Annotated in this window: 27 protein-coding genes; 26 read left to right on the top strand and 1 reads right to left on the bottom strand. The window is 55.2% G+C overall.

Annotation, left to right across the window (positions count from 1 at the left end; genetic code table 11):
• Nucleotides 1-56: 56 nt before the first annotated feature.
• Nucleotides 57-614, top strand: coding sequence for a phage sensitivity protein DcrB (dcrB, locus tag D9738_RS19785; RefSeq protein WP_130209096.1), 558 nt, complete (start codon nucleotides 57-59; stop codon nucleotides 612-614).
• A gap of 3 nt (nucleotides 615-617) precedes the next feature.
• Here dcrB and D9738_RS19790 read toward each other — a convergent pair whose 3' ends face one another.
• The gene (locus D9738_RS19790; RefSeq protein WP_130209098.1) at nucleotides 618-1,868 is read right to left on the bottom strand and encodes an MFS transporter; all 1,251 of its coding nucleotides are present in this window, start codon (nucleotides 1,866-1,868) and stop codon (nucleotides 618-620) included.
• A gap of 98 nt (nucleotides 1,869-1,966) precedes the next feature.
• On the opposite strand from D9738_RS19790, the gene D9738_RS19795 reads away from it, so the two are divergent.
• The 25 genes from D9738_RS19795 (at nucleotide 1,967) to nikE (ending at nucleotide 24,041) form a co-directional block, all read left to right on the top strand.
• Entirely contained in the window at nucleotides 1,967-3,016 is a 1,050-nt protein-coding gene (locus tag D9738_RS19795) for an AI-2E family transporter (protein WP_130209100.1), read from the top strand.
• 393 nt (nucleotides 3,017-3,409) lie between these two features.
• The gene (locus tag D9738_RS19800; protein WP_130209208.1) at nucleotides 3,410-3,787 is read left to right on the top strand and encodes a hypothetical protein; all 378 of its coding nucleotides are present in this window, start codon (nucleotides 3,410-3,412) and stop codon (nucleotides 3,785-3,787) included.
• 68 nt (nucleotides 3,788-3,855) lie between these two features.
• Nucleotides 3,856-4,914, top strand: a complete 1,059-nt coding sequence (locus D9738_RS19805; protein ID WP_130235625.1) for a methyltransferase — start codon at nucleotides 3,856-3,858, stop codon at nucleotides 4,912-4,914.
• 40 nt (nucleotides 4,915-4,954) lie between these two features.
• Nucleotides 4,955-5,686, top strand: coding sequence for a beta-ketoacyl synthase chain length factor (locus tag D9738_RS19810; protein WP_130260970.1), 732 nt, complete (start codon nucleotides 4,955-4,957; stop codon nucleotides 5,684-5,686).
• On the top strand, nucleotides 5,674-6,495 hold the full coding sequence (locus D9738_RS19815) for a lysophospholipid acyltransferase family protein (RefSeq protein ID WP_130260971.1): 822 nt from the start codon (nucleotides 5,674-5,676) through the stop codon (nucleotides 6,493-6,495). Before D9738_RS19810 ends, D9738_RS19815 begins: the two co-directional genes overlap by 13 nt.
• On the top strand, nucleotides 6,470-6,727 hold the full coding sequence (locus tag D9738_RS19820; RefSeq protein ID WP_047643688.1) for a phosphopantetheine-binding protein: 258 nt from the start codon (nucleotides 6,470-6,472) through the stop codon (nucleotides 6,725-6,727). The genes D9738_RS19815 and D9738_RS19820 overlap by 26 nt, the downstream gene beginning before the upstream one ends.
• An 11-nt stretch (nucleotides 6,728-6,738) precedes the next feature.
• Nucleotides 6,739-6,990: an acyl carrier protein gene (locus D9738_RS19825; protein ID WP_000139646.1), complete on the top strand. Its 252-nt coding sequence runs from the start codon at nucleotides 6,739-6,741 to the stop codon at nucleotides 6,988-6,990.
• Nucleotides 6,991-6,994: 4 nt separating this feature from the next.
• Nucleotides 6,995-7,576: a hypothetical protein gene (locus tag D9738_RS19830; protein WP_130260972.1), complete on the top strand. Its 582-nt coding sequence runs from the start codon at nucleotides 6,995-6,997 to the stop codon at nucleotides 7,574-7,576.
• A complete protein-coding gene (locus tag D9738_RS19835) occupies nucleotides 7,573-8,934 on the top strand; it encodes an acyl-CoA synthetase (protein ID WP_130260973.1) in 1,362 nt (453 codons plus the stop codon). Before D9738_RS19830 ends, D9738_RS19835 begins: the two co-directional genes overlap by 4 nt.
• The gene (locus D9738_RS19840; protein ID WP_130260974.1) at nucleotides 8,921-9,274 is read left to right on the top strand and encodes a beta-hydroxyacyl-ACP dehydratase; all 354 of its coding nucleotides are present in this window, start codon (nucleotides 8,921-8,923) and stop codon (nucleotides 9,272-9,274) included. The genes D9738_RS19835 and D9738_RS19840 overlap by 14 nt, the downstream gene beginning before the upstream one ends.
• On the top strand, nucleotides 9,265-10,941 hold the full coding sequence (locus D9738_RS19845) for a glycosyltransferase (RefSeq protein ID WP_130260975.1): 1,677 nt from the start codon (nucleotides 9,265-9,267) through the stop codon (nucleotides 10,939-10,941). Before D9738_RS19840 ends, D9738_RS19845 begins: the two co-directional genes overlap by 10 nt.
• 3 nt (nucleotides 10,942-10,944) lie before the next feature.
• A complete protein-coding gene (locus tag D9738_RS19850; protein ID WP_130260976.1) occupies nucleotides 10,945-11,367 on the top strand; it encodes a thioesterase family protein in 423 nt (140 codons plus the stop codon).
• Entirely contained in the window at nucleotides 11,364-11,969 is a 606-nt protein-coding gene (locus D9738_RS19855) for an outer membrane lipoprotein carrier protein LolA (RefSeq protein ID WP_130260977.1), read from the top strand. Before D9738_RS19850 ends, D9738_RS19855 begins: the two co-directional genes overlap by 4 nt.
• Nucleotides 11,938-14,256 (top strand): MMPL family transporter, encoded by a 2,319-nt coding sequence (locus D9738_RS19860; protein WP_130260978.1) that lies wholly within the window; start codon nucleotides 11,938-11,940, stop codon nucleotides 14,254-14,256. The genes D9738_RS19855 and D9738_RS19860 overlap by 32 nt, the downstream gene beginning before the upstream one ends.
• On the top strand, nucleotides 14,253-14,837 hold the full coding sequence (locus tag D9738_RS19865) for a DUF3261 domain-containing protein (protein WP_000595149.1): 585 nt from the start codon (nucleotides 14,253-14,255) through the stop codon (nucleotides 14,835-14,837). Before D9738_RS19860 ends, D9738_RS19865 begins: the two co-directional genes overlap by 4 nt.
• A 1-nt stretch (nucleotide 14,838) precedes the next feature.
• The gene (locus tag D9738_RS19870) at nucleotides 14,839-16,008 is read left to right on the top strand and encodes a beta-ketoacyl-[acyl-carrier-protein] synthase family protein (RefSeq protein WP_130260979.1); all 1,170 of its coding nucleotides are present in this window, start codon (nucleotides 14,839-14,841) and stop codon (nucleotides 16,006-16,008) included.
• The gene (locus tag D9738_RS19875) at nucleotides 16,005-16,469 is read left to right on the top strand and encodes a 3-hydroxy-fatty acyl-ACP dehydratase (protein WP_130209123.1); all 465 of its coding nucleotides are present in this window, start codon (nucleotides 16,005-16,007) and stop codon (nucleotides 16,467-16,469) included. Before D9738_RS19870 ends, D9738_RS19875 begins: the two co-directional genes overlap by 4 nt.
• The gene (locus tag D9738_RS19880; protein WP_130260980.1) at nucleotides 16,469-17,200 is read left to right on the top strand and encodes a 3-ketoacyl-ACP reductase FabG2; all 732 of its coding nucleotides are present in this window, start codon (nucleotides 16,469-16,471) and stop codon (nucleotides 17,198-17,200) included. The genes D9738_RS19875 and D9738_RS19880 overlap by 1 nt, the downstream gene beginning before the upstream one ends.
• Nucleotides 17,197-18,426, top strand: a complete 1,230-nt coding sequence (locus tag D9738_RS19885) for a beta-ketoacyl-ACP synthase (RefSeq protein ID WP_130260981.1) — start codon at nucleotides 17,197-17,199, stop codon at nucleotides 18,424-18,426. The genes D9738_RS19880 and D9738_RS19885 overlap by 4 nt, the downstream gene beginning before the upstream one ends.
• Nucleotide 18,427: 1 nt before the next feature.
• Nucleotides 18,428-19,015 carry a 4'-phosphopantetheinyl transferase AcpT gene (acpT, locus tag D9738_RS19890; protein WP_130209127.1) on the top strand — a complete coding sequence of 196 codons (588 nt, stop codon included), beginning with the start codon at nucleotides 18,428-18,430 and terminating at the stop codon, nucleotides 19,013-19,015.
• Nucleotides 19,016-19,125: 110 nt separating this feature from the next.
• Nucleotides 19,126-20,700, top strand: coding sequence for a nickel ABC transporter substrate-binding protein (nikA, locus tag D9738_RS19895; protein WP_130260982.1), 1,575 nt, complete (start codon nucleotides 19,126-19,128; stop codon nucleotides 20,698-20,700).
• On the top strand, nucleotides 20,700-21,644 hold the full coding sequence (gene nikB, locus D9738_RS19900; RefSeq protein ID WP_000947068.1) for a nickel ABC transporter permease subunit NikB: 945 nt from the start codon (nucleotides 20,700-20,702) through the stop codon (nucleotides 21,642-21,644). Before nikA ends, nikB begins: the two co-directional genes overlap by 1 nt.
• Nucleotides 21,641-22,474, top strand: a complete 834-nt coding sequence (nikC, locus tag D9738_RS19905; protein ID WP_001008963.1) for a nickel ABC transporter permease subunit NikC — start codon at nucleotides 21,641-21,643, stop codon at nucleotides 22,472-22,474. Before nikB ends, nikC begins: the two co-directional genes overlap by 4 nt.
• A complete protein-coding gene (gene nikD / locus D9738_RS19910) occupies nucleotides 22,474-23,238 on the top strand; it encodes a nickel import ATP-binding protein NikD (protein WP_130260983.1) in 765 nt (254 codons plus the stop codon). The genes nikC and nikD overlap by 1 nt, the downstream gene beginning before the upstream one ends.
• Nucleotides 23,235-24,041 carry a nickel import ATP-binding protein NikE gene (nikE, locus tag D9738_RS19915; RefSeq protein WP_130260984.1) on the top strand — a complete coding sequence of 269 codons (807 nt, stop codon included), beginning with the start codon at nucleotides 23,235-23,237 and terminating at the stop codon, nucleotides 24,039-24,041. Before nikD ends, nikE begins: the two co-directional genes overlap by 4 nt.
• Nucleotides 24,042-24,043 lie beyond the last annotated feature (2 nt).

Raw genomic sequence — 24,043 nt, forward strand, 5'->3', positions numbered from 1 at the left:
TTGTGATAAGATGGATGAATGAGCCGTTATGGCCGTTTATCGAAAGGAAGATGTCAATGCGCAATCTGGTTAAATATGTCGGAATTGGCCTGCTGGTTATGGGGCTTGCGGCCTGTGATGATAAAGACACTAACGCTACAGCGGAAGGTACAGTCGCGGAAAGTAACGCTACCGCGAATCCCGTCAACCTGCTTGATGGCAAGTTAAGCTTCTCGCTGCCAGCGGATATGACCGACCAGAGCGGTAAGCTGGGAACACAGGCCAATAACATGCACGTCTGGTCCGACGCCACCGGGCAGAAAGCGGTGATTGTTATTATGGGCGATGATCCGAAAGAAGACCTGGCTGTGCTGGCGAAGCGTCTGGAAGATCAGCAACGTAGCCGCGATCCACAGCTGCAAGTGGTGACCAACAAAGCCATTGAGCTGAAAGGTCACAAAATGCAGCAGTTAGACAGCGTTATCTCTGCTAAAGGCCAGACGGCGTACTCTTCCGTCATTCTGGGTAACGTGGGCAACCAACTGCTGACAATGCAAATCACACTGCCTGCTGACGATCAGCAAAAAGCGCAGACCACCGCAGAAAACATCATTAACACGCTGGTTATTCAGTAAGTTTTAAGATGACGAAACGGCCTCAGGTGCTTCCACCGGAGGCCGTTTTTTTAATCGCCACGTCAGCAATAACGCGATTGCGACCAGCCCCGCCGCCGCCAGATAAATCACCGGTACGCCCGCCCAACTCATCACCAGCCCTGCCAGTGGTCCGGTCACGCCAAGCGATAAATCCATAAATACGGTGTAGGTTGCCAGCGCCGCCCCCTGATTCTGCTGCGGCACCGCTTTGACCGCCACTACGCCCAATGCCGGGAACACCAGCGAAAAGCCCGCCCCCGCCAGTAAGACGCCGATTTTCGCCATCCACGGCATAGTCGCCACGCCAACCAGCAGTAGGCCGATTATCTCAACGCTAAAGCAGAGCATCGCCACGTTTAAGCCACCAATGCGGTTTATGCCGTTAGGGAATAACAATCGCGTTCCAACAAACGCACAGCTAAACAACGTCAGCGCGAAGGCCGCACCGTCCCAGCCTTTAGCGTCATAAAACAGCGTGATAAAGGTGGCGATAACGCCAAACCCGGCGGAAGCCAACGCTAGCGCCATACCGTACAGCCAGACGCGCCCAAGTACCGCGCGAAACGGCAGAGGTTTGCCTTTACTGGCTTTCACCGTCGGACGCGGTATTGCCAACAAAATAGCCACCAGCGCCACGCCCATAATGATTAATGCCAACGCCTGCAAACCGCCCCAGTGATAAAACACCACACCTAACGGCGCGCCCATCGCCATCGCTCCGTAAGTGACAATGCCATTCCACGAAATCACTCGCCCGATATGCAGCGAACCGACCACGCCAACGCCCCACAGTGTCGACCCCGTTCCGGCAAAACTTTGCCCAATCCCAAGAATCACGCGCCCCAGGCAAAGTAATAACAGACTGATAATTGGCAGACTGGCGGTTAACCCAGCCACCAGATAACCCAGCCCGCTCAAAAAGCAGCCGCACAAACCGAAGACGACAATCTTTTTTGGCCCCAGCAAATCAGCATAACGCCCGGCATGAGGACGACTCAGCAACGTGGCGAAATATTGCAGGCTGATAACCAACCCCGCCCAGAAGGCGCTAAAGCCCATCACATCATGGACATAGCCCGGTAGCACGGCGAGCGGTAACCCAATGGTCAGATAGCTGGCGAAGTTAAACATGACAATGGAGACAATGCGCAAATTCAGACGCATTCCGTTAAGCGCCGGTTCGGCAACAGGTACGGGCATGAGAAGCACCACATTTTTACAACAGTGTTTCATTTTTACCACGTGGTGGCGTGTAAATCAGCAAGAAGAATCAGAATATTGCTGGCGTGACTCCCGCTACACTTAATACAAAAAGTCATAAGGAAGCCCCAATGGAAACATCTCAACCCGATAAAACGGGCATGCACATTCTACTCAAGCTGGCTTCACTGGTAGTAATCCTCGCAGGTATTCACGCAGCGGCAGATATCATTGTGCAATTGTTACTGGCGCTGTTTTTCGCCATCGTCCTCAATCCACTGGTGACCTGGTTTATTCGTCGCGGAGTTCAGCGTCCCGTTGCCATTACGATTGTGGTCGTAGTGATGTTGATTGCGCTTACTGCGCTGGTCGGTGTGCTGGCGGCATCGTTTAACGAATTCATCTCTATGCTGCCGAAGTTTAATAAGGAGCTGACGCGCAAGCTTTTTAAATTGCAGGAGATGCTGCCTTTTCTTAATTTGCATATGTCGCCGGAACGAATGTTGCAGCGGATGGATTCAGAAAAAGTGGTTACCTTCACCACCGCTTTAATGACCGGGCTTTCCGGGGCAATGGCGAGCGTACTTCTGCTGGTGATGACCGTTGTTTTTATGTTGTTTGAAGTACGCCACGTCCCTTACAAAATGCGCTTTGCGTTGAATAACCCACAGATTCACATCGCCGGATTACACCGCGCATTAAAAGGCGTTTCGCATTATCTGGCATTAAAAACGCTGCTAAGTTTATGGACGGGCGTTATCGTCTGGCTGGGGCTGGCGCTGATGGGCGTGCAGTTTGCGCTGATGTGGGCGGTACTGGCTTTTTTACTCAACTACGTCCCCAATATCGGCGCGGTAATTTCCGCCGTACCGCCAATGATTCAGGTGCTGCTGTTTAATGGTGTTTACGAATGTATTCTGGTCGGCGCATTGTTTTTAGTTGTCCATATGGTCATCGGCAATATTTTAGAACCACGGATGATGGGCCATCGCCTGGGGATGTCCACCATGGTGGTATTTCTTTCGTTGTTGGTTTGGGGATGGCTGCTCGGTCCGGTAGGGATGCTACTTTCGGTGCCATTAACCAGCGTCTGTAAAATCTGGATGGAAACCACTAAAGGCGGTAGCAAACTGGCGATTTTACTGGGGCCGGGCAGACCGAAAAGTCGGTTACCGGGGTAATAGCGCACCCTGATCAGACAATGGCCACCGTTTATCTAACGGTGGCCATTTGATTCGAGAAAATGATGCAATATTATTCAGAAAATTAATTTCTAAAAACCACTCCTTAAGTCAAATATATATAAACACCGAATAATCATTAAATTCCCATCCCAGAGAACGCACTGATTATATTGTGTTATTTTTATTGCCTCATTTTTCTCACTCACTTATAGTTGGTCCCCGCTGGCAGTAATTTAGTCATCTCAAAATGATTTGTTCTGATGTGCACTTACTGACTTATCTCATAAGTAAATTTTTCGCTAAATAAAGAATAGTGATACCAGCAATTACAGTTAAATCCTGCTTTACTCGTAAAAACAATACTTTAATGGGGCTTTAATGAAACACTACATGAAATGGTTTGCTGCTATTGCTGTTGTCGGCGCTTTAGCGGGTTGTGCGCGTACTGCACCAATTGATCAAGTCCACTCAACCGTCAGCGCCGGTCATACCCAGGATCAAGTTAAAAAAGCGATTCTGAAAGCCGGCGTTGAACGCAAATGGATTATGTCCGAAGCCGGACAAGGTGTAATTAAAGCACGTCAACAGTCACGCGATCATTCAGCAGAAATTCGCATTAACTACACGGCATCCAGCTACGATATCAATTATGAAAATAGTCAGAACCTGCAAGCATCAGGCGGACAAATTCATAAAAACTATAATCGCTGGGTCCGCAATCTCGACAAAGATATTCAACTGAATTTGTCGGCTGGCGCAGATTTGTAATTTCCCCTAAAGTCGGGCCGCTTCGGTCCGATAATAATTTAATTCCCTCTTAACAGGTTGTGCCCAACATGTACGAACAGGATTCTCTTAGCGCACTGGATGCGATTACCGAAGCTCAACGCATTGCCTTTGCCCCCATGCTTTTTCAAACAGCTCTCTGCCTGCGTAATGCGGGTGTACTTTCTTATCTGGATCGGCAAGGCAAACATGGCGCAACGCTGGCTGATATCACCGAAAATAGTCATATCAACGAATATGCTGCCAGCGTTCTGTTAGATATGGGCTTAAGCGGGCGAATTATTACCTGCAAAGAGGGAATTTATTACCTGGCGAAAATCGGTCATTACCTCCTGCATGACACCATGACGCGCGTGAATATGGATTTCACCCAGGATGTCTGTTATCAGGGGCTATTCTTCCTCGCCGATTCACTCAATGAAGGCAAACCTTCCGGGTTAAAAGTATTTGGCGACTGGCCGACGATATATCCGGCACTTTCACAATTACCTGACGCCGCCCGTGAAAGCTGGTTCGCGTTTGATCATTACTATTCAGATGGCGCATTTAACGCCGCACTGCCTTATGTATTCGCCAACAACCCCACAACCTTGTACGATGTAGGCGGCAATACCGGTAAGTGGGCTTTGCGCTGCTGTAAATACAACGAAAACATCACCGTTACGTTATTAGATCTGCCACAACAAATCGTGCTCGCCAAAGAAAATATCGCGAATGCAGGCTTTTCTGATCGTATAGATTTCCATGCTGTGGATATGCTAAGCGATGCGCCGTTACCGGGCGAGGCTGATATCTGGTGGATGAGTCAATTTTTAGACTGTTTTTCACCCGAACAAATAATTAGCATACTCAGCAAAGTTGCCAGCGTAATGAAGCCCGGGGCAAAACTTTGCATTATGGAGTTGTTCTGGGATGCGCAGCGGTTTGAAGCGGCATCGTTTAGCCTGAATGCCTCCTCACTTTATTTCACCTGCATGGCAAACGGTAACAGCCGTTTCTATAGCGCAGAGAAATTTTACGACTATCTGAATAAAGCAGGATTTCAGGTAGCAGAGCGCCACGATAATTTAGGCGTTGGGCATACATTATTGATATGCCAAAAGAAATAATCGTCACTTAATAATTTTGGTTTACCGCGGGCGCGCGTTGATGAAATTTACATTAAATATTACCGACTGGAAGGCACTGGCGCCTGGACTCAGCGAAGCCCAGCAATGGCAAGCATGGTCGCGCCAGCCGTGGGCGGTTGACCCTGCTGCACCGTTGGCAAAATTATGCGAATTGCCAATGATGACCGCCCGCCGTCTCAGTTCTGGCAGTAAACTGGCCGTGGAGTGCGGTCTGGCAATGCTACGCCGCCATCAAATAGACGCCGTTTTGTATACCAGTCGTCATGGCGAACTGGAACGCAATTACCGCATTGTTCATGCACTGGCAACCGAACAGGCACTCTCTCCGACAGACTTCGCGCTCTCCGTACACAACTCTTCCGTGGGTAACCTGACCATTGCGGCCAAACAACCGATCGTTTCGTCATCGCTTTCGGCTGGTCGCGACAGTTTCCAGCAAGGTTTATGTGAAGTGCTTAGCCTGTTACAAGCGGGATACCAGCGCGTGTTGATGGTCGATTTTGATGGCTTTCTGCCTGAGTTCTATCACCCACAACTGCCAGCAGAAATGCCGACCTGGCCGTACGCCGTCGCGCTGGTGATTGAAGCTGGCGATGACTGGCAATGTGAAACACAGCCAGCCATTGCGGGCAATGAAACATCACTGCCGCAAAGCATGTTGTTTTTACAGCACTATTTACAAAACGCTAATAAATTTTCACTGCCTGGCGAGCGCGTGCAATGGCGCTGGAGCCGCAGATGCGTAAGCTGATGTCGCGCCTGGAGTGGGCATGGCGATTGGTTATGACCGGGTTGTGTTTTGCCCTGTTTGGCCTCGGCGGACTACTGCTCTCTGTGGTGTGGTTTAACGTATTGTTAGTTTTGGTGTGGGATACTTCCCGCCGCCGTCGTGTGGCGCGCCGCAGCATTGCCGCCAGTTTTCGTCTGTTTTTAACAGTCGCAAAAGGGCTTGGCGTGCTGGATTATCGGATTGATGGGGCTGAAATTTTACGTCAGGAACGCGGTTGCCTCGTCGTAGCCAATCATCCCACGCTGATCGATTACGTACTGCTGGCGTCAGTCATGCCAGAAACTGACTGCCTGGTGAAAAGCGCGCTGTTAAAAAATCCTTTTCTTGGCGGCGTCGTGCGGGCGGCAGATTATTTAATCAACAGCGAAGCTGAAACCCTCTTACCCCGTTGCCAACAGCGACTGGCACAGGGCGACACTATCTTGATTTTCCCCGAAGGCACGCGAACGAAGCCTGGTGAAAAAATGACGTTGCAGCGCGGGGCAGCGAATATTGCCGTGCGCTGTGCCAGCGATTTACGCATCGTGACGATCGGCTGTAGCGAGCATCTGCTGGATAAACAAAGTAAATGGTATGACGTTCCGCCTGCCAGGCCGTTTTTTACGGTTGAAGTCCGTGGGCGGGTAGAAATCAATAAATTTTACGATGCAACTTCACAAGAACCGGCGCTGGCAGCAAGGCGGTTAAACCAGCATCTTTTGCTTCAATTACAACAAGGTTGTTTACCTCTCTCAGGAATAAATAATGCAAGCGCTTTATCTGGAAATTAAAAATCTCATCATCAGCACCCTCAATCTGGACGAGTTGACTCCTGATGATATCGATACCGATGCGCCGCTGTTCGGCGACGGTTTAGGGCTGGATTCCATCGATGCCCTGGAACTGGGGCTGGCAGTGAAAAATGAATATGGCGTTGTACTTTCCGCGGAAAGTGAAGAGATGCGTCAGCACTTTTTCTCCGTCGCCACTCTGGCCTCTTTCATTGCTGCGCAACGCGCCTGAGGAAAGCCATCATGACAGAACAACAAACCGTCTATCAGGAAGTCTCAGCCCTGCTGGTCAAGCTGTTTGAAATCGATCCGCAGGACATCAAACCTGAAGCGCGCCTGTACGAAGATCTGGAACTGGACAGCATCGACGCCGTTGACATGATTGTGCACCTGCAAAAGAAAACCGGTAAGAAAATCAAGCCGGAAGAGTTTAAAGCAGTGCGTACAGTCCAGGATGTCGTAGAGGCCGTAGAACGCCTGCTACAAGAAGCCTGATCTGATGTCGGGCATTCGCTCGCTACCGATTATTAAGCTGCTGACTGGATTATTGCTGCTCGCCTGGCCGTTCGTGATTTGGCTTGGTTTGGCACATAACGGCCTGCATTGGCTGTTGCCGCTGATGGCGCTGCTGCTTTTGTTGCGCCTGCGCCAGACCCGTCGCCAGGCGGGGCCGCTCCAGGTCGTCACACAAATCGTCGCTGTCGTGGGCATCGCCTTGTGTGTCGCCAGCTTTCTGTTGAAAACGCACCAGCTACTGCTGTTTTACCCGGTAGTGGTTAATGCGGTAATGCTGGCGGTTTTTGGCGGTTCGCTGTGGTCGGCAATGCCGATAGTTGAGCGGTTGGCGCGTTTGCAGGAGCCAGACCTTCCAGAAAAGGGCGTGCGCTATACCCGCCACGTCACGCAAATCTGGTGCGGCTTTTTCATCATCAACGGCGGAATTGCCCTCTTTACCGCGCTGCATGGCGATATGTCGTTATGGACTGCCTGGAACGGCATGATCGCTTATTTGTTGATGGGAACATTAATGGCTGGTGAATGGCTGGTGCGCCGTCAGGTGATGAAAAGAGATCGCTCATGAAGCAGACCTTACCGCTTGCACGCTGGCTGACTGCGCCACGCCCTGATGACACGCCCATTGCGTGGCTGGACGAAAGCACCTGGACGCTGGGCGATTTGCGTCACGATGTCGCGCAACTTATCTGCCGTTTACAGCAACAGCCCGGGAAACGCTGGGCGCTATGCTTTGAGAACAGCTATCTGTTTATCGTTGCCCTGCTCGCCACGCTACACGCCGGAAAAACGCCGGTGCTTCCGGGGCATAACCGCGTCATCCAGCTTAATGAGCAACGTGAACTGTTCGATGGTGTGCTTAGCGACAGCGAACTTAACTGGCAAGGTTCATTGCTGTTGGTAGCAAGTTCCCCACAAGTCGCGCCACAATCATTCACCTTTGCTGCTATAGCGCCAGACGCTTATATCGAGCTATTTACCTCTGGTTCCACGGGACAGCCGAAGCGGGTGATTAAACCTGTTCATTTGCTGGACCGTGAAGCAGAACTGCTGGCTGAACGATTAGGCGCACGTCTGGCGGGTTGTCGGGTGGTCGGTTCCGTATTGCCGCAGCATTTGTACGGCCTGACTTTTCGCATTTTCTTGCCAATGGCGCTGGGATTACCCCTGCATGCCGCCATGCTCTGGTATGTCGAACAGTTTGCCGCGTTGAGTCATCAGCATCGCTATATCTTCATCAGCAGCCCGGCATTTTTGAAGCGTCTGGATGCTCAGCTATCCCCGCCGCCTGTTCAGGTGCTTCTCTCTGCTGGCGGTGAGCTGCCGTGGCAGGACGTACAACACACCGCGAGCTGGCTGCGCGTCTGGCCTGATGAAATCTACGGCAGCACGGAAACCGGCGTCATCGCCTGGCGTTACCGCGAACAGGAGCAACGCCGCTGGCTGCCTTTCCCAGGTATGCAGTTCCAGGCAGAAGGTGATTCTTTTCGCCTCTTTTCACCGCTGATGACGGAAGATAACGGCCTGTTACTCGACGATATCTTGCAGTTTACTGAAGACGGTCAGTTTCATCTGATGGGGCGTCGTGGGCGCATCGTTAAGATTGAAGAAAAACGTATTTCTCTGCAGGAAGTGGAACAGCGTCTGCTGGCGCTGGACGATATTCGCGAGGTGGCGGCAGTTCCCGTTACGCGCGGCGGGCGTCAGTGCATTGGCGTTTTGCTGGTGCTGGATGACGAAGCTCATCTGCAATGGCAGAACGGTGGCGGGCATAGCCAGGAAATGACCTGGCGGCGATTACTGCGCCCGACGCTGGAGCCAGTTGCCATTCCGCGTTACTGGCGCGTTATTGATGAAATGCCAGTAAACAGTATGAACAAGCGTGTCTATGCGCAATTACAGGAGTTATTTCATGAAGCCCCATGAAATCGAGCGCCATCAGGCACAAGCGAATCACCTTGAGATTGTTTTGCATCTCAGGGCAGATCTGTTCTGGTTTCGCGGTCATTTTGCCGTGCAACCATTACTCCCCGGCGTGGCGCAAATCGACTGGGCGATGAGCTACGCGCTTGCCCTGCTCGCGCCCGGCTGGCGTTTTCACTCCATTCAGAACATAAAATTCCAGGCGCCTTTACTGCCGGATAACCACGTCACCCTCACGCTTAACTGGCAGGAAGATCGCCAGATTCTGAGCTTTAGCTATCAGCGTCACGACGGTGACGCCCGCCACACCGCCAGTAGCGGGAAGATCCGCCTATGTCGGTAAACTTTTCTCCCTGCGTGTTGATCCCCTGCTACAACCACGGCGCAATGATGCCGGGCGTGCTGGCGCGTCTTAAGCCATTTAATCTGCCCTGTATTGTGGTGGATGACGGCAGCGATGCCGCCACGCAACAGCAACTGGATAAGCTGGTTAGCGAACAGCCTGGCGTGACCTTAATTCGCCAGGCAGAAAACGCAGGCAAAGGCGCGGCGGTGATGCGCGGCTTACAGGCGGCGGCAGACGCGGGGTTCAGCCATGCGGTGCAGGTGGATGCTGACGGTCAACACGCGATTGAAGATATCCCCAAACTGCTGGCACTTGCCGAACAGCACCCTGCGGCGCTGATCTCCGGCCAGCCGATTTACGATGACTCCATCCCCCGCTCACGGCTGTACGGGCGCTGGGTCACCCACGTCTGGGTATGGATCGAAACGCTCTCCCTGCAACTGAAAGACAGCATGTGCGGCTTTCGCGTTTATCCGGTTGCGCCAACGCTGCAACTGGCAAAACACGCCACCATCGGCAAGCGGATGGATTTCGACACCGAAGTGATGGTGCGCCTCTACTGGCAGGGAAATACCAGTTATTTCGTGCCGACCCGCGTCACCTATCCGCTGGACGGGCTTTCGCATTTTGATGCCCTGAAAGATAACGTCCGCATCTCGCTCATGCACACGCGTCTGTTTTTCGGCATGTTGCCGCGTATTCCTTCGCTGTTAATGCGCCGCTCTTCCAGCCACTGGGCGCGGCAGAGTGAAGTGAAAGGATTATGGGGAATGCGCCTGATGCTGCTGGTCTGGCGTCTGCTGGGAAGAACGGCGTTTAGCGCGCTGCTTTACCCGGTGGTGGGCGTCTACTGGCTCACCGCCTCCCGTGCGCGTAAAGCATCGCAAGACTGGCTCGCCCGTGTGCGCCAGCATCAACCACAGGCAGCAAAACTCAACAGCTACCAGCACTTTTTACGTTTCGGCAACGCCATGCTCGACAAAATCGCCAGTTGGCGCGGCGAGCTGCAACTGGGGCGCGATGTGCTGTTTGCGCCAGGCGCAGAAGCGGCGCTTAACGTCAGCGATCCGCGCGGCAAATTGCTGCTGGCCTCGCATCTTGGCGATGTGGAAGTGTGCCGGGCGCTGGCAAAAATTCAGGGCTACAAAACCATTAACGCGCTGGTGTTTAGCGAAAATGCCCAACGCTTTAAACAGATAATGCAGGAGATGGCTCCTCAGGCAGGCATTAACCTGCTCCCGGTAACAGATATCGGCCCGGAAACCGCCATCCTGCTGAAAGAGAAGCTGGATAACGGCGAATGGGTGGCGATTGTCGGTGACCGCATCGCCGTCAACCCGCAACGCGGCGGCGACTGGCGCGTCTGCTGGAGTCCGTTTATGGGTCAGCCTGCACCTTTCCCACAGGGGCCGTTTATTCTCGCGTCCATTTTGCGCTGCCCGGTGAATCTGATTTTCGCCCTGCGCCAGCACGGCAAGCTGCATATTCACTGCGAAACCTTTGCCGACCCACTGCAGCTGCCGCGTGGCGAACGCCAGCAGGCGCTGCAAAACGCTATCGACCACTACGCCGCGCGTCTGGAACATTTCGCGCTCCAGTCGCCCCTCGACTGGTTTAATTTTTTCGATTTCTGGCAACTGCCGGAAGTCCATGACAAGGAGTAAAGGGTGCTTAACGATCCCCGATTTACCGCTGAAGTCGAGCTGACCATTCCCTTTCACGACGTCGATATGATGGGCGTGGCCTGGCACGGTAACTATTTTCGCTACTTTGAAGTGGCCCGCGAGGCGCTGCTCAACCAGTTCAATTACGGCTATCGGCAGATGAAAGAGTCAGGTTATTTGTGGCCAGTGGTCGATGCGCGGGTGAAATATCGCCACGCCCTCACCTTTGAGCAGCGCATCCGCGTGCGTGCGCATATCGAAGAGTTCGAAAACCGTCTGCGGATTGCCTATCAGATTTTCGATGCCGAAACGGGTAAACGCGCCACCACCGGATACACCATTCAGGTCGCGGTCGACGAGAAAAGCCGCGAACTGTGCTTTGTCAGCCCCGATATTCTGTTTGAACGCATGGGAGTCAAACCATGAAATTTTTGCCGCTGCTGGCGATGCTGATTAGCCCGTTTGTGAGCGCCCTGACCCTGGACGATCTTCAGCAACGCTTTACCGAACAGCCGGTGATCCGCGCCCATTTCGATCAAACTCGGACGATTAAAGATCTGCCGCAGCCGCTGAGATCGCAGGGCCAGATGTTGATCGCCCGCGACCATGGGTTATTGTGGGATCAAACCTCACCGTTCTCCATGCAGCTATTGCTGGACGATAAACGCATGGTGCAGGTGATCAACGGTCAGCCGCCGCAAATCATCACGGCAGAAAATAACCCGCAGATGTTCCAGTTTAACCACCTGCTGCGCGCGCTGTTCCAGGCCGATCGCAAAGTGCTGGAACAAAACTTCCGCGTCGAATTTGCTGACAAAGGCGAAGGCCGCTGGACGCTGCGCCTGACCCCAACCACCACGCCGCTGGATAAAATTTTCAACACCATCGATCTCGCCGGGCAAACCTATCTGGAGAGCATTCAGCTTAATGATAAACAGGGCGATCGCACCGATATCGCTCTTACCCAACATCAACTGACGCCAGCGCAACTGACCGATGACGAACGCCAACGTTTTGCCGCCCAGTAAACGCCCCGCGCTGTTATGGGGGATCGTCTGCCTGGTCATGGCGGCGGCGTTGCTGATCCTGCTGCCGCAATCACGGCTGAACAGTAGCGTGCTGGCTATGTTACCCAAACAGGCGATGGGCGATATTCCCCCTGCGCTGAATGACGGCTTTATGCAGCGTCTGGACCGCCAACTGGTGTGGCTGGTCAGCCCCGGTAAAGAGGCTAATCCCAGGGTGGCTCAGGAGTGGCTGACGCTGCTGCAAAAATCCGCTGCGCTCGGCGACGTTAAAGGGCCAATGGATGCCGCCAGCCAGCAGGCGTGGGGAGCATTTTTCTGGCAGCACCGCAACGGCCTGATGGACCCCGACACCCGCGCCCGCCTGCAAAACGGCGGCGAAGCGCAGGCGCAGTGGATCCTCTCCCAGCTTTATTCTGCGTTCTCCGGGGTAAGCGGCAAGGAGCTGCAAAACGATCCGCTGATGTTAATGCGCGGCTCGCAGCTGGCGATGGCGAAAAACGGCCAGCGTTTACGACTGATGGACGGCTGGCTGGTGACGCAGGATCCCCAGGGCAACTACTGGTATCTGCTGCACGGAGAACTGGCGGGATCGTCGTTTGATATGCAGCAAACCCACAAGCTCATCACGACCCTGAATACGCTGGAAAAAGATCTGAAAACACGTTACCCGCAGGCGCAGCTGCTCTCGCGCGGCACGGTGTTTTACAGCGATTACGCCAGCCAACAGGCGAAGCAAGATATCTCCACCCTGGGCGTGGCAACGCTGCTCGGGGTGATATTGCTGATTGTGGCGGTGTTCCGCTCTCTACGTCCGTTGCTGCTTTGCGTGATTTCCATCGGCATCGGCGCGCTGGCGGGAACGGTCGCCACCTTGTTGATTTTCGGTGAATTACACCTGATGACGCTGGTGATGAGTATGAGCGTTATCGGCATTTCCGCTGACTACACGCTCTATTACCTCACCGAGCGGATGGTGCACGGCAACGACGTTTCGCCGTGGCAAAGCCTGGCGAAAGTGCGCAATGCCCTGCTGCTGGCGCTGCTCACCACCGTGGCGGCGTATCTGATTATGATGCTCGCCCCCTTCCCCGGCATTCGCCAGATGGCGATTTTTGCCGCCGTCGGGTTGAGCGCCTCTTGTCTGACCGTCCTGTTCTGGCATCCGTGGCTGTGCCGTGGCCTGCCGGTGCGTCCGGTTCCGGCGATGGCGCTGATGCTGCGCTGGCTGGCAGCGTGGCGGCGTAATAAAAAATTGTCGCGGGGTCTGCCCGTCGCGCTGGCGCTGTTTTCGCTGGCGGGGATGTCAATGCTGCGCGTCGATGACGATATCTCGCAGTTACAGGCGCTGCCGCAGCATATTCTGGCGCAGGAAAAAGCCATTACCGCCCTGACCGGACAAAGCGTCGATCAAAAATGGTTTGTGGTTTACGGCGACTCCCCACAGCAAACATTAAGACGGCTGGAGAAATTTACCGCTTCGCTGGAGAAGGCGAAAAAAGACGGCCTTATCAGCAACTACCGCACCATTCCGCTGAACTCCCTGGCGCGGCAGGAGGAAGATTTACACCTGCTGAAAACGGCGGCCCCGACGGTAACAAAAGCACTGCAAAATGCCGGGCTGACGGCAGTGAATCCGGATCTCAACGCCATGCCGGTGAAGGTCGATGAATGGCTGGCAAGCCCCGCCAGTGAAGGCTGGCGTCTGCTGTGGCTGACGCTGGAAAACGGCGCAAGCGGCGTGCTGGTGCCAGTTGAAGGGGTTAAAAATAGCGCGGCGCTACAGGAAATCTCCACATATTACCCTTGTGGCATTGCCTGGGTTGATCGCAAAAACACCTTTGATGAATTGTTCGCACTTTACCGTTATGTGTTAACCGGTTTGTTGCTGGTGGCGCTGGCAGTAATTGCCTGCGGCGCGGTGGCCCGCCTCGGCTGGCGCAAAGGGCTTATCAGCCTGGTGCCTTCGGTACTTTCGCTGGGCTGCGGTCTGGCGGTGCTGGCGATGAGCGGGCAGGCGGTGAATCTCTTTTCGCTACTGGCGCTGGTGCTGGTGCTTGGCATCGGCATCAACTACACGCTGTTTTTCAGTAATCCGCGCGGTACACCGTTAACTTCACTACTGGCGATCACGCTGGCAATGCTCACCACCTTGCTGACGCTGGGTATGCTGGTATTCAGCACCACCCAGGCCATCAGCAGTTTTGGCATTGTGCTGGTGAGCGGTATTTTCACTGCCTTCCTGCTTTCGCCGCTGGCTATGCCCGATAAAAAGAGAACAAAAAAATGATCAAACCTACCTTCTGGCGAGCGTTCGCCCTGACCGCTACGCTTATCCTCACCGGCTGTAGCCACTCGCAACCGGAACAGGAAGGCCGCCCGCAAGCGTGGCTGCAACCTGGCACACGCATCACGCTGCCTGCGCCGGGGATTTCACCCGCCGTCAATTCCCAACAACTATTGACCGGAAGCTTCAACGGCAAAACCCAGTCGCTGCTAGTGATGCTTAACGCCGACGACCAGAAAATCACCCTTGCCGGGCTGTCGTCGGTCGGCATTCGCCTGTTTCTGGTGACCTACGATGCGCAAGGGCTACGCGCCGAGCAATCCATCGTCGTCCCACAGTTACCGCCCGCAAGTCAGGTACTGGCTGACGTAATGCTCAGCCACTGGCCGATTAGCGCCTGGCAGCCGCAACTTCCCACTGGCTGGACGCTTCGCGACAACGGCGACAAACGCGAGCTACGTAACGCCAGCGGCAAACTGGTCACGGAAATCACCTATCTGAATCGCAAGGGCAAACGCGTGCCAATCAGCATTGAGCAGCATGTCTTTAAATACCACATCACCATTCAATACTTAGGTGACTGATATGATTTATATTTCCGCCGTCGGCATGATCAACGCCCTGGGAAATAACCTTGACGAAATCGCGACCAACCTGACTCGCGGTGCCGCTCCCGGAATGCGCCCACGCGCAGGCTGGTTGCAGGGGCATCCGCAGGCAGTCCTGGCTGGCGTGGATGGCGAGCTTCCGCTTATCCCGGAAAAATTCGCTGCGCACCGCTCGCGCAACAATCAGATCCTGCTGGCGGCGCTGGCGCAGATCCAGCCGCAGGTTGATGACGCTATCGCGAAATATGGCCGCGAGCGCATCGCGATTGTGCTTGGCACCAGCACCTCCGGCCTGCATGAAGGCGACACGCACGTTAAGCTGCGCACCAACGGACAGCCGAGCACCACGTGGCACTATGCACAACAGGAACTCGGCGATCCGTCGCGTTTTCTCAGCCACTGGCTGGCGCTCGACGGCCCGGCCTATACCCTTTCAACCGCCTGCTCCTCCAGTGCCAGAGCGATGATCAGCGGGCGCAGACTTATCGAAGCGGGGCTGGTCGATGCCACCATTGTGGGTGGCGCAGATACCCTGAGCCGAATGCCGATTAACGGTTTTCACAGCCTCGAATCGCTCTCGCCAACCTTATGTCAGCCGTTTGGTCGTGACCGCGCGGGTATTACCATTGGCGAAGGGGCGGGGCTGATGTTATTAACCCGCGAACCGCAGCCCATCGCGTTGCTGGGCGTTGGTGAATCAAGCGACGCTTACCATATTTCGGCCCCGCATCCGCAGGGCGAAGGGGCGATCCGCGCTATTAATCAGGCGCTGGCTGATGCGCAGCTTACGCCAGATGACGTCGGCTATATCAACCTGCACGGTACCGCCACACAACTCAACGACCAGATTGAATCGATGGTGGTTAACGCCCTGTTTGGCGAACGCGTACCTTGCAGTTCCACCAAACATTTGACCGGACACACGCTGGGCGCGGCGGGCATTACCGAGGCAGCAATCAGCATGTTGATCTTACAGCGTGATTTGCCGCTGCCCGCTCAGGACTTCAGCCTGTCGCCGCGCGATCCCACGCTGCCACCGTGTGGCATTATCGAAAAACCGCAGCCGCTGGCACGTCCAGTGATCCTGTCCAATTCCTTCGCCTTTGGTGGCAATAACGCCAGCATTCTGCTCGGGAGGGTTTCGTGAGCCACTATTTATCCCCCGGCGCTTATCTGCCCCACGACGCGCCCATGTTACTGCTGGAAGAAGTGGTGAGCGTCAGCGATGACAGCGCGGTCTGCCGCGTAACAGTCTCGCCCAGTGGCGTACTGGCACCGTTTCTCGACCCGGACGGCAATCTCCCTGGCTGGTTTGCCCTTGAACTGATGGCGCAAACCGTCGGCGTCTGGTCTGGCTGGCATCGCCACCAGCAGGGCAAAAACAGTATTGAGTTAGGGATGGTACTGGGCGCGCGTGAATTGCTTTGCACCACTGGCATTCTGCCCGCAGGCCAGACGCTGACCATTACCGTCAAACTGCTGATGCAAGACGATCGCTTCGGCAGTTTTGAGTGCAGCATCAACGACGGCGAGGCGACGGGCCGCATTAACACCTTCCAGCCGACCGCGGAAGAACTTACCACCCTGTTTCAACAAGGAGCGTCCTGATGAGTCGTTCAGTTCTGGTTACTGGTGCCAGCAAAGGCATTGGTCGCGCCATCGCCTGCCAACTGGCGGCAGACGGCTTTAACATTGGCGTTCACTATCATCGTGACGCCGCAGGCGCTCAGGAAACGCTGAATGCCATTGTCGCCAACGGTGGTAACGGGCGTTTGCTCAGTTTCGACGTCGCAAACCGCGAACAGTGTCGGGAAGTGCTGGAGCACGAGATCGCGCAACACGGCGCCTGGTACGGCGTAGTCAGTAACGCCGGGATCGCCCGCGACGCCGCTTTTCCGGCTTTAAGCGATGACGACTGGGATGCAGTGATCCACACCAATCTCGACAGTTTCTACAACGTCATTCAGCCGTGCATTATGCCGATGATCGGCGCACGCCAGGGTGGGCGCATCATCACGCTGTCCTCGGTTTCCGGCGTAATGGGCAATCGCGGCCAGGTGAATTACAGCGCTGCCAAAGCCGGAATTATCGGCGCAACAAAAGCACTGGCTATCGAACTCGCGAAGCGCAAAATCACCGTCAACTGCATCGCGCCGGGACTTATTGATACCGGGATGATCGAAATGGAAGAGAGCGCCCTGAAAGAGGCAATGTCGATGATCCCCATGAAACGCATGGGCCAGGCGGAAGACGTTGCCGGGCTTGCCAGCTATTTAATGTCTGATATTGCGGGTTACGTCACCCGCCAGGTTATTTCCATCAACGGAGGGATGTTATGACACGTCGCGTAGTGATTACAGGAATGGGCGGCGTGACTGCCTTTGGTGAAAACTGGCAGGACGTTTCCGCACGTCTGCTGGCGTATGAGAACGCAGTGCGCAAAATGCCGGAGTGGCAGGTCTACGATGGCCTGCACACCCTGCTTGGCGCGCCTATTGATGATTTCACGCTGCCGGAGCACTACACCCGCAAGCGTATCCGTGCGATGGGCCGCGTGTCGCAAATGTCGACCCGCGCCAGCGAGCTGGCGTTAGAGCAGGCAGGGTTGATTGGCGATCCGATATTAACCAGCGGCGAAACGGGCATTGCGTACGGTTCATCGACCGGCAGTACCGGTCCGGTGAGCGAATTTGCCACCATGCTGACGGAAAAGCACACCAATAACATCACTGGCACCACCTATGTGCAGATGATGCCGCACACCACCGCCGTTAATACTGGCCTCTTTTTCGGCCTGCGCGGGCGGGTGATCCCAACCTCCAGCGCCTGTACCTCCGGCAGCCAGGCGATCGGTTATGCGTGGGAAGCCATTCGCCACGGTTATCAAACGGTGATGGTTGCTGGTGGTGCCGAAGAGTTATGTCCTTCAGAAGCAGCGGTATTTGATACGCTTTTCGCCACCAGCCAGCACAATGATGCGCCGAAAACCACACCTTCACCGTTCGATGAAAACCGCGACGGGCTGGTGATTGGTGAAGGCGCAGGGACGCTCATCCTCGAAGAACTGGAGCACGCCAAAGCGCGCGGCGCGACCATTTACGGTGAAATCGTCGGCTTTGCGACTAACTGCGACGCCGCGCATATCACCCAGCCACAGCGTGAGACCATGCAGTATTGTATGGAGCAATCGCTGAAAATCGCCGGGTTAAGCGCACAAGATATCGGCTATATTTCAGCGCATGGCACGGCGACCGATCGTGGTGATATGGCAGAAAGTCTGGCGACAACAACCATTTACGGTGATAATGTGCCGCTCTCCTCGCTGAAAAGTTATTTTGGTCATACGCTTGGTGCCTGTGGCGCGCTCGAAGCCTGGATGAGTCTGCAAATGATGCGCGAAGGCTGGTTTGCTCCTACGCTAAACCTGAATAAACCAGACCCGAATTGTGGCGCGCTGGATTACATCATGCATGAAGCCCGCAAGGTTGATTGTGAGTTTTTGCAGAGTAACAACTTTGCCTTTGGCGGCATTAATACATCCATCATCATTAAACGTTGGCCCTGATATGTATCGGATAGTTCTGGGGAAAGTTTCGACCTTAAGCGCAGCTCCACTGCCACCGGCTTTACACGATCAAGCACCGCAAGGTCCACGACGCGAACGCTGGCTGGCGGGGCGTGCATTGCTTTCGCACACGCTTTCCCCGCTACCGGAGATCATCTATGGCGAACAAGGCAAACCTGCATTCGCGCCGGAAACGCCGCTATGGTTCAACTTAAGCCATAGCGGTGACGATATCGCCCTGCTGTTGAGCGATGAAGGCGAAGTCGGCTGCGATATCGAAGTGATTCGCCCGCGCGCCAACTGGCGCTGGCTGGCGAACGCCGTGTTCAGCCTCGGGGAACATGCTGAGATGGACGCCGTGCATCCTGATCAGCAACTGGAAATGTTCTGGCGCATCTGGACGCGCAAAGAAGCCATCGTTAAACAGCGTGGTGGCAGCGCCTGGCAAATCGTCAGCGTAGACAGCACCTATCAGTCATCGCTGTCAGTTAGCCATTGCCAGCTCGACAATTTAAGCCTGGCAATCTGCACCCCTACCCCCTTTACGCTCACCGCCGACAGTGTGCAATGGATCGATTCAGTTAACTGATCCGCCCGTCCGACTGCCTATCTCTTGATCCAGAACAGGTAATCAGTATGACGAATACTTAAAATCGTCATACTGATTTCCGCCATCTATTTTAATCCATTGGGGTTACCATGCTCTCCACACTCCGCCGCACTCTATTTGCGCTGCTGGCTTGTGCGTCTTTTATCGTTCATGCCGCCGCGCCAGATGAAATCACCACCGCCTGGCCGGTGAATGTCGGGCCACTAAACCCGCATCTTTACACGCCTAACCAGATGTTCGCCCAGAGCATGGTTTATGAACCGCTGGTGAAATATCAGGCAGACGGTTCGGTGATCCCGTGGCTGGCAACAAGCTGGACCCATTCGGAAGATGGCAAAACCTGGACCTTCACTCTGCGTGATGGCGTGAAATTCTCTAACGGCGAACCGTTTGATGCAGAGGCGGCGGCAGAAAACTTCCGCGCAGTGCTCGATAACCGTCAACGTCACGCCTGGCTGGAGCTGGCAAACCAGATTGTTGATGTCAAAGCACTCAGTAAAAACGAGCTGCAAATCACCCTGAAAAGCGCCTACTATCCTTTCCTGCAAGAACTGGCCCTGCCCCGCCCTTTCCGCTTTATCGCCCCCTCGCAGTTTAAAAACCATGAAACCATGAACGGGATTAAAGCGCCGATTGGCACCGGGCCGTGGGTTTTGCAGGAATCGAAACTGAATCAGTACGATGTCTTCGTCCGAAACGAAAACTACTGGGGCGAAAAGCCGGCGATTAAAAAGATCACTTTTAACGTGATCCCGGACCCGACTACCCGCGCGGTAGCGTTTGAAACTGGCGATATCGACCTGCTGTACGGAAACGAAGGGTTATTACCGCTCGATACCTTCGCCCGCTTTAGCCAGAATCCGGCTTACCATACCCAACTGTCACAGCCGATCGAAACCGTGATGCTGGCACTTAATACCGCCAAAGCCCCCACCAACGAGCTGGCAGTACGTGAAGCTCTCAATTACGCGGTAAACAAAAAATCGCTGATTGATAACGCGTTGTATGGCACCCAGCAGGTCGCAGACACTCTGTTTGCCCCTTCTGTACCCTACGCCAACCTCGACCTGAAACCGCGCCAGTACGATCCGCAGAAAGCGAAAGAGTTGCTGGAAAAAGCAGGCTGGACGCTACCTGCGGGCAAAGACATCCGCGAGAAAAACGGTCAGCCGCTGCGCATTGAACTGTCGTTCATCGGTACCGATGCGTTAAGCAAATCGATGGCGGAAATCATTCAGGCTGATATGCGCCTGATTGGCGCAGATGTCTCGCTGATTGGCGAAGAAGAGAGCAGTATCTATGCTCGTCAGCGCGACGGTCGTTTTGGCATGATTTTCCACCGCACCTGGGGCGCGCCATACGATCCACACGCCTTCCTGAGTTCAATGCGCGTACCGTCGCATGCTGACTTCCAGGCACAGCAAGGATTAGCCGACAAACCGCTGATTGATAAAGAGATCGGCGAAGTGCTGGCGACCCATGACGAAACGCAACGTCAGACGCTGTATCGCGACATTCTGACCCGTCTGCATGACGAGGCGGTTTATCTGCCTATCAGTTACATCTCAATGATGGTGGTATCAAAACCGGAGCTGGGTAACATCCCCTACGCGCCGATCGCCACCGAAATTCCGTTCGAACAGATTAAACCGGTGAAACCTTAATGTTGCGTTACGTATTACGCCGCTTTCTGCTGCTGATCCCGATGGTGCTCGCCGCCTCGGTGATCATTTTTCTGATGCTGCGCCTCGGCACCGGCGACCCGGCGCTCGATTATCTGCGTCTGTCTAACCTGCCGCCGACACCGGAAATGCTGGCCTCTACCCGCACCATGCTGGGGCTGGATCAGCCGCTGTACGTCCAGTACGGCACCTGGTTGTGGAAAGCACTGCATCTTGACTTTGGTATCTCATTCGCCAGCCAACGCCCGGTGCTGGACGATATGCTGAACTTCCTGCCCGCCACGCTGGAACTGGCGGGCGCGGCGCTGGTGTTAATTCTGCTTACCTCAGTGCCACTCGGTATCTGGGCGGCGCGCCATCGCGACCGTCTGCCGGATTTCGCCGTACGTTTTATCGCGTTTCTCGGCGTGTCGATGCCCAACTTCTGGCTGGCGTTTTTACTGGTGATGGCGTTTTCGGTGTATCTGCAATGGCTACCTGCGATGGGCTACGGCGGCTGGCAGCACATCATTTTGCCTGCGGTTTCCATCGCCTTTATGTCGCTGGCGATTAACGCGCGGCTGCTGCGCGCCAGTATGCTGGACGTTGCCGGTCAGCGTCATGTGACCTGGGCGCGGCTGCGCGGTCTGAACGACAAACAGACCGAACGCCGCCATATTCTGCGCAATGCCTCGCTGCCGATGATCACCGCCGTGGGGATGCACATCGGCGAACTGATCGGCGGGACGATGATTATCGAAAACATCTTTGCCTGGCCGGGCGTCGGGCGCTATGCGGTGTCGGCGATTTTTAACCGTGACTATCCGGTCATTCAGTGCTTTACGCTGATGATGGTGGTGGTCTTTGTGGTCTGTAATTTGATTGTCGATTTGCTCAACGCCGCGCTGGACCCGCGCATTCGTCGTCATGAAGGAGCGCACGCGTGAACTTTTTCCTCTCTTCCCGCTGGTCGGTTCGCCTGGCGCTGATCATTATCGCCCTGCTGGCGCTGATTGCGCTCACCAGTCAGTGGTGGCTGCCCTATGACCCGCAGGCGATTGATCTGCCTTCGCGCCTGCTTTCGCCGGATGCGCAGCACTGGCTGGGGACCGATCACTTAGGGCGCGATATTTTCTCGCGGCTGATGGCGGCGACCCGCGTGTCGCTCGGTTCAGTAATGGCCTGCCTGCTGCTGGTGCTGACATTAGGGCTGGTTATTGGCGGCAGCGCCGGACTGATTGGCGGACGCGTTGATCAGGCCACCATGCGCGTCGCGGATATGTTTATGACCTTCCCGACCTCGATTCTGTCGTTCTTTATGGTTGGCGTGCTCGGCACCGGGCTGACCAACGTAATTATCGCCATCGCCCTGTCGCACTGGGCGTGGTATGCACGCATGGTGCGCAGCCTGGTGATTTCACTGCGCCAGCGCGAGTTTGTGCTGGCGTCACGGCTTTCTGGTGCGGGCCATGTGCGGGTGTTTGTTGATCATCTGGCAGGTGCGGTGATCCCCTCGCTGCTGGTGCTGGCAACGCTGGATATCGGCCATATGATGCTGCACGTCGCGGGTATGTCCTTCCTCGGCCTCGGCGTGACCGCGCCGACCGCCGAATGGGGCGTGATGATTAACGACGCGCGCCAGTATATCTGGACCCAGCCGCTGCAAATGTTCTGGCCGGGGCTGGCGCTGTTTATCAGCGTGATGGCCTTTAACCTGGTGGGTGACGCACTGCGCGATCATCTGGACCCTCATCTGGTGACGGAGCACGCACACTAATGCCGCAACAGATTGAACTGCGCGATATCGCGCTACAGGCCGCGCAGCCGCTGGTGCACGGCGTATCGTTAACCCTGCAACGCGGGCGTGTGCTGGCGTTAGTCGGCGGTAGCGGCAGCGGAAAATCACTGACCTGCGCCGCGACGCTGGGCATTCTGCCCGCTGGCGTTCGCCAGACGGCGGGGGAAATTTTAGCCGATGGCAAACCGGTTTCTCCCTGCGCCCTGCGCGGCATCAAAATTGCCACCATCATGCAGAACCCGCGCAGCGCCTTTAATCCGCTACACACCATGCAGACCCACGCGCGGGAAACCTGCCTGGCGCTGGGGAAACCCGCCGATGACGCCACGCTTACCGCTGCCATAGAAGCGGTGGGGCTGGAAAACGCCGCGCGCGTATTGAAGCTGTACCCGTTCGAGATGAGCGGCGGTATGTTGCAGCGCATGATGATTGCGATGGCGGTGCTGTGTGAATCACCTTTTATCATCGCTGATGAACCCACCACCGACCTTGACGTGGTGGCGCAGGCGCGCATCCTCGATCTGCTGGAAAGCATTATGCAAAAACAAGCGCCGGGAATGCTGCTGGTCACCCATGATATGGGCGTGGTGGCGCGTCTGGCGGATGACGTGGCGGTGATGTCGCACGGTAAGATTGTCGAACAGGGTGATGTAGAAACGCTGTTTAACGCCCCCAAACATGCGGTGACGCGCAGCCTGGTTTCCGCTCATCTCGCCCTTTATGGTATGGAGCTGGCATCATGACTTTACTTAACGTCTGCGACCTTTCCCATCACTATGCGCACGGTGGATTTAGCGGTAAGCACCAGCATCAGGCAGTGCTGAATAACGTTTCCCTGACCCTGAAAAGCGGTGAAACCGTCGCTCTGTTAGGGCGCAGTGGCTGCGGAAAAAGTACCCTCGCGCGGCTGCTGGTAGGCTTAGAATCGCCCTCACAGGGAAATATTAGCTGGCGTGGCGAACCGCTGACGAAACTTAATCGCGCGCAACGTAAAGCGTTTCGCCGCGATATTCAGATGGTGTTTCAGGACTCCATCAGCGCCGTAAATCCGCGCAAAACCGTGCGCGAGATCCTGCGTGAACCGATGCGCCACCTGCTATCGCTGAAAAAATCCGAACAACTGGCGCGCGCCAGCGAAATGCTGAAGGCGGTCGATCTTGACGACAGCGTGCTCGACAAACGCCCACCGCAGTTAAGCGGCGGCCAGCTCCAGCGTGTCTGCCTTGCGCGCGCGCTGGTGGTCGAACCGAAACTGCTGATTCTGGATGAAGCCGTTTCTAACCTTGATCTCGTGTTACAGGCGGGCGTCATTCGCCTGCTGAAAAAGCTACAACAACAGTTTGGCACCGCCTGCCTGTTCATCACCCACGACTTACGTCTTGTAGAACGCTTCTGTCAGCGGGTGATGGTGATGGACAACGGAAAAATCGTCGAAACCCAGGCGGTGGGAGATAAATTAACCTTTTCCTCTGACGCCGGACGTGTGCTACAAAACGCGGTATTACCCGCATTCCCCGTGCGCCGTCGCGCCACAGAAAAGGTTTAACG

This window comes from Escherichia sp. E10V5 (genome assembly GCF_004212315.1).
In the GTDB taxonomy this organism is placed as follows: domain Bacteria; phylum Pseudomonadota; class Gammaproteobacteria; order Enterobacterales; family Enterobacteriaceae; genus Escherichia.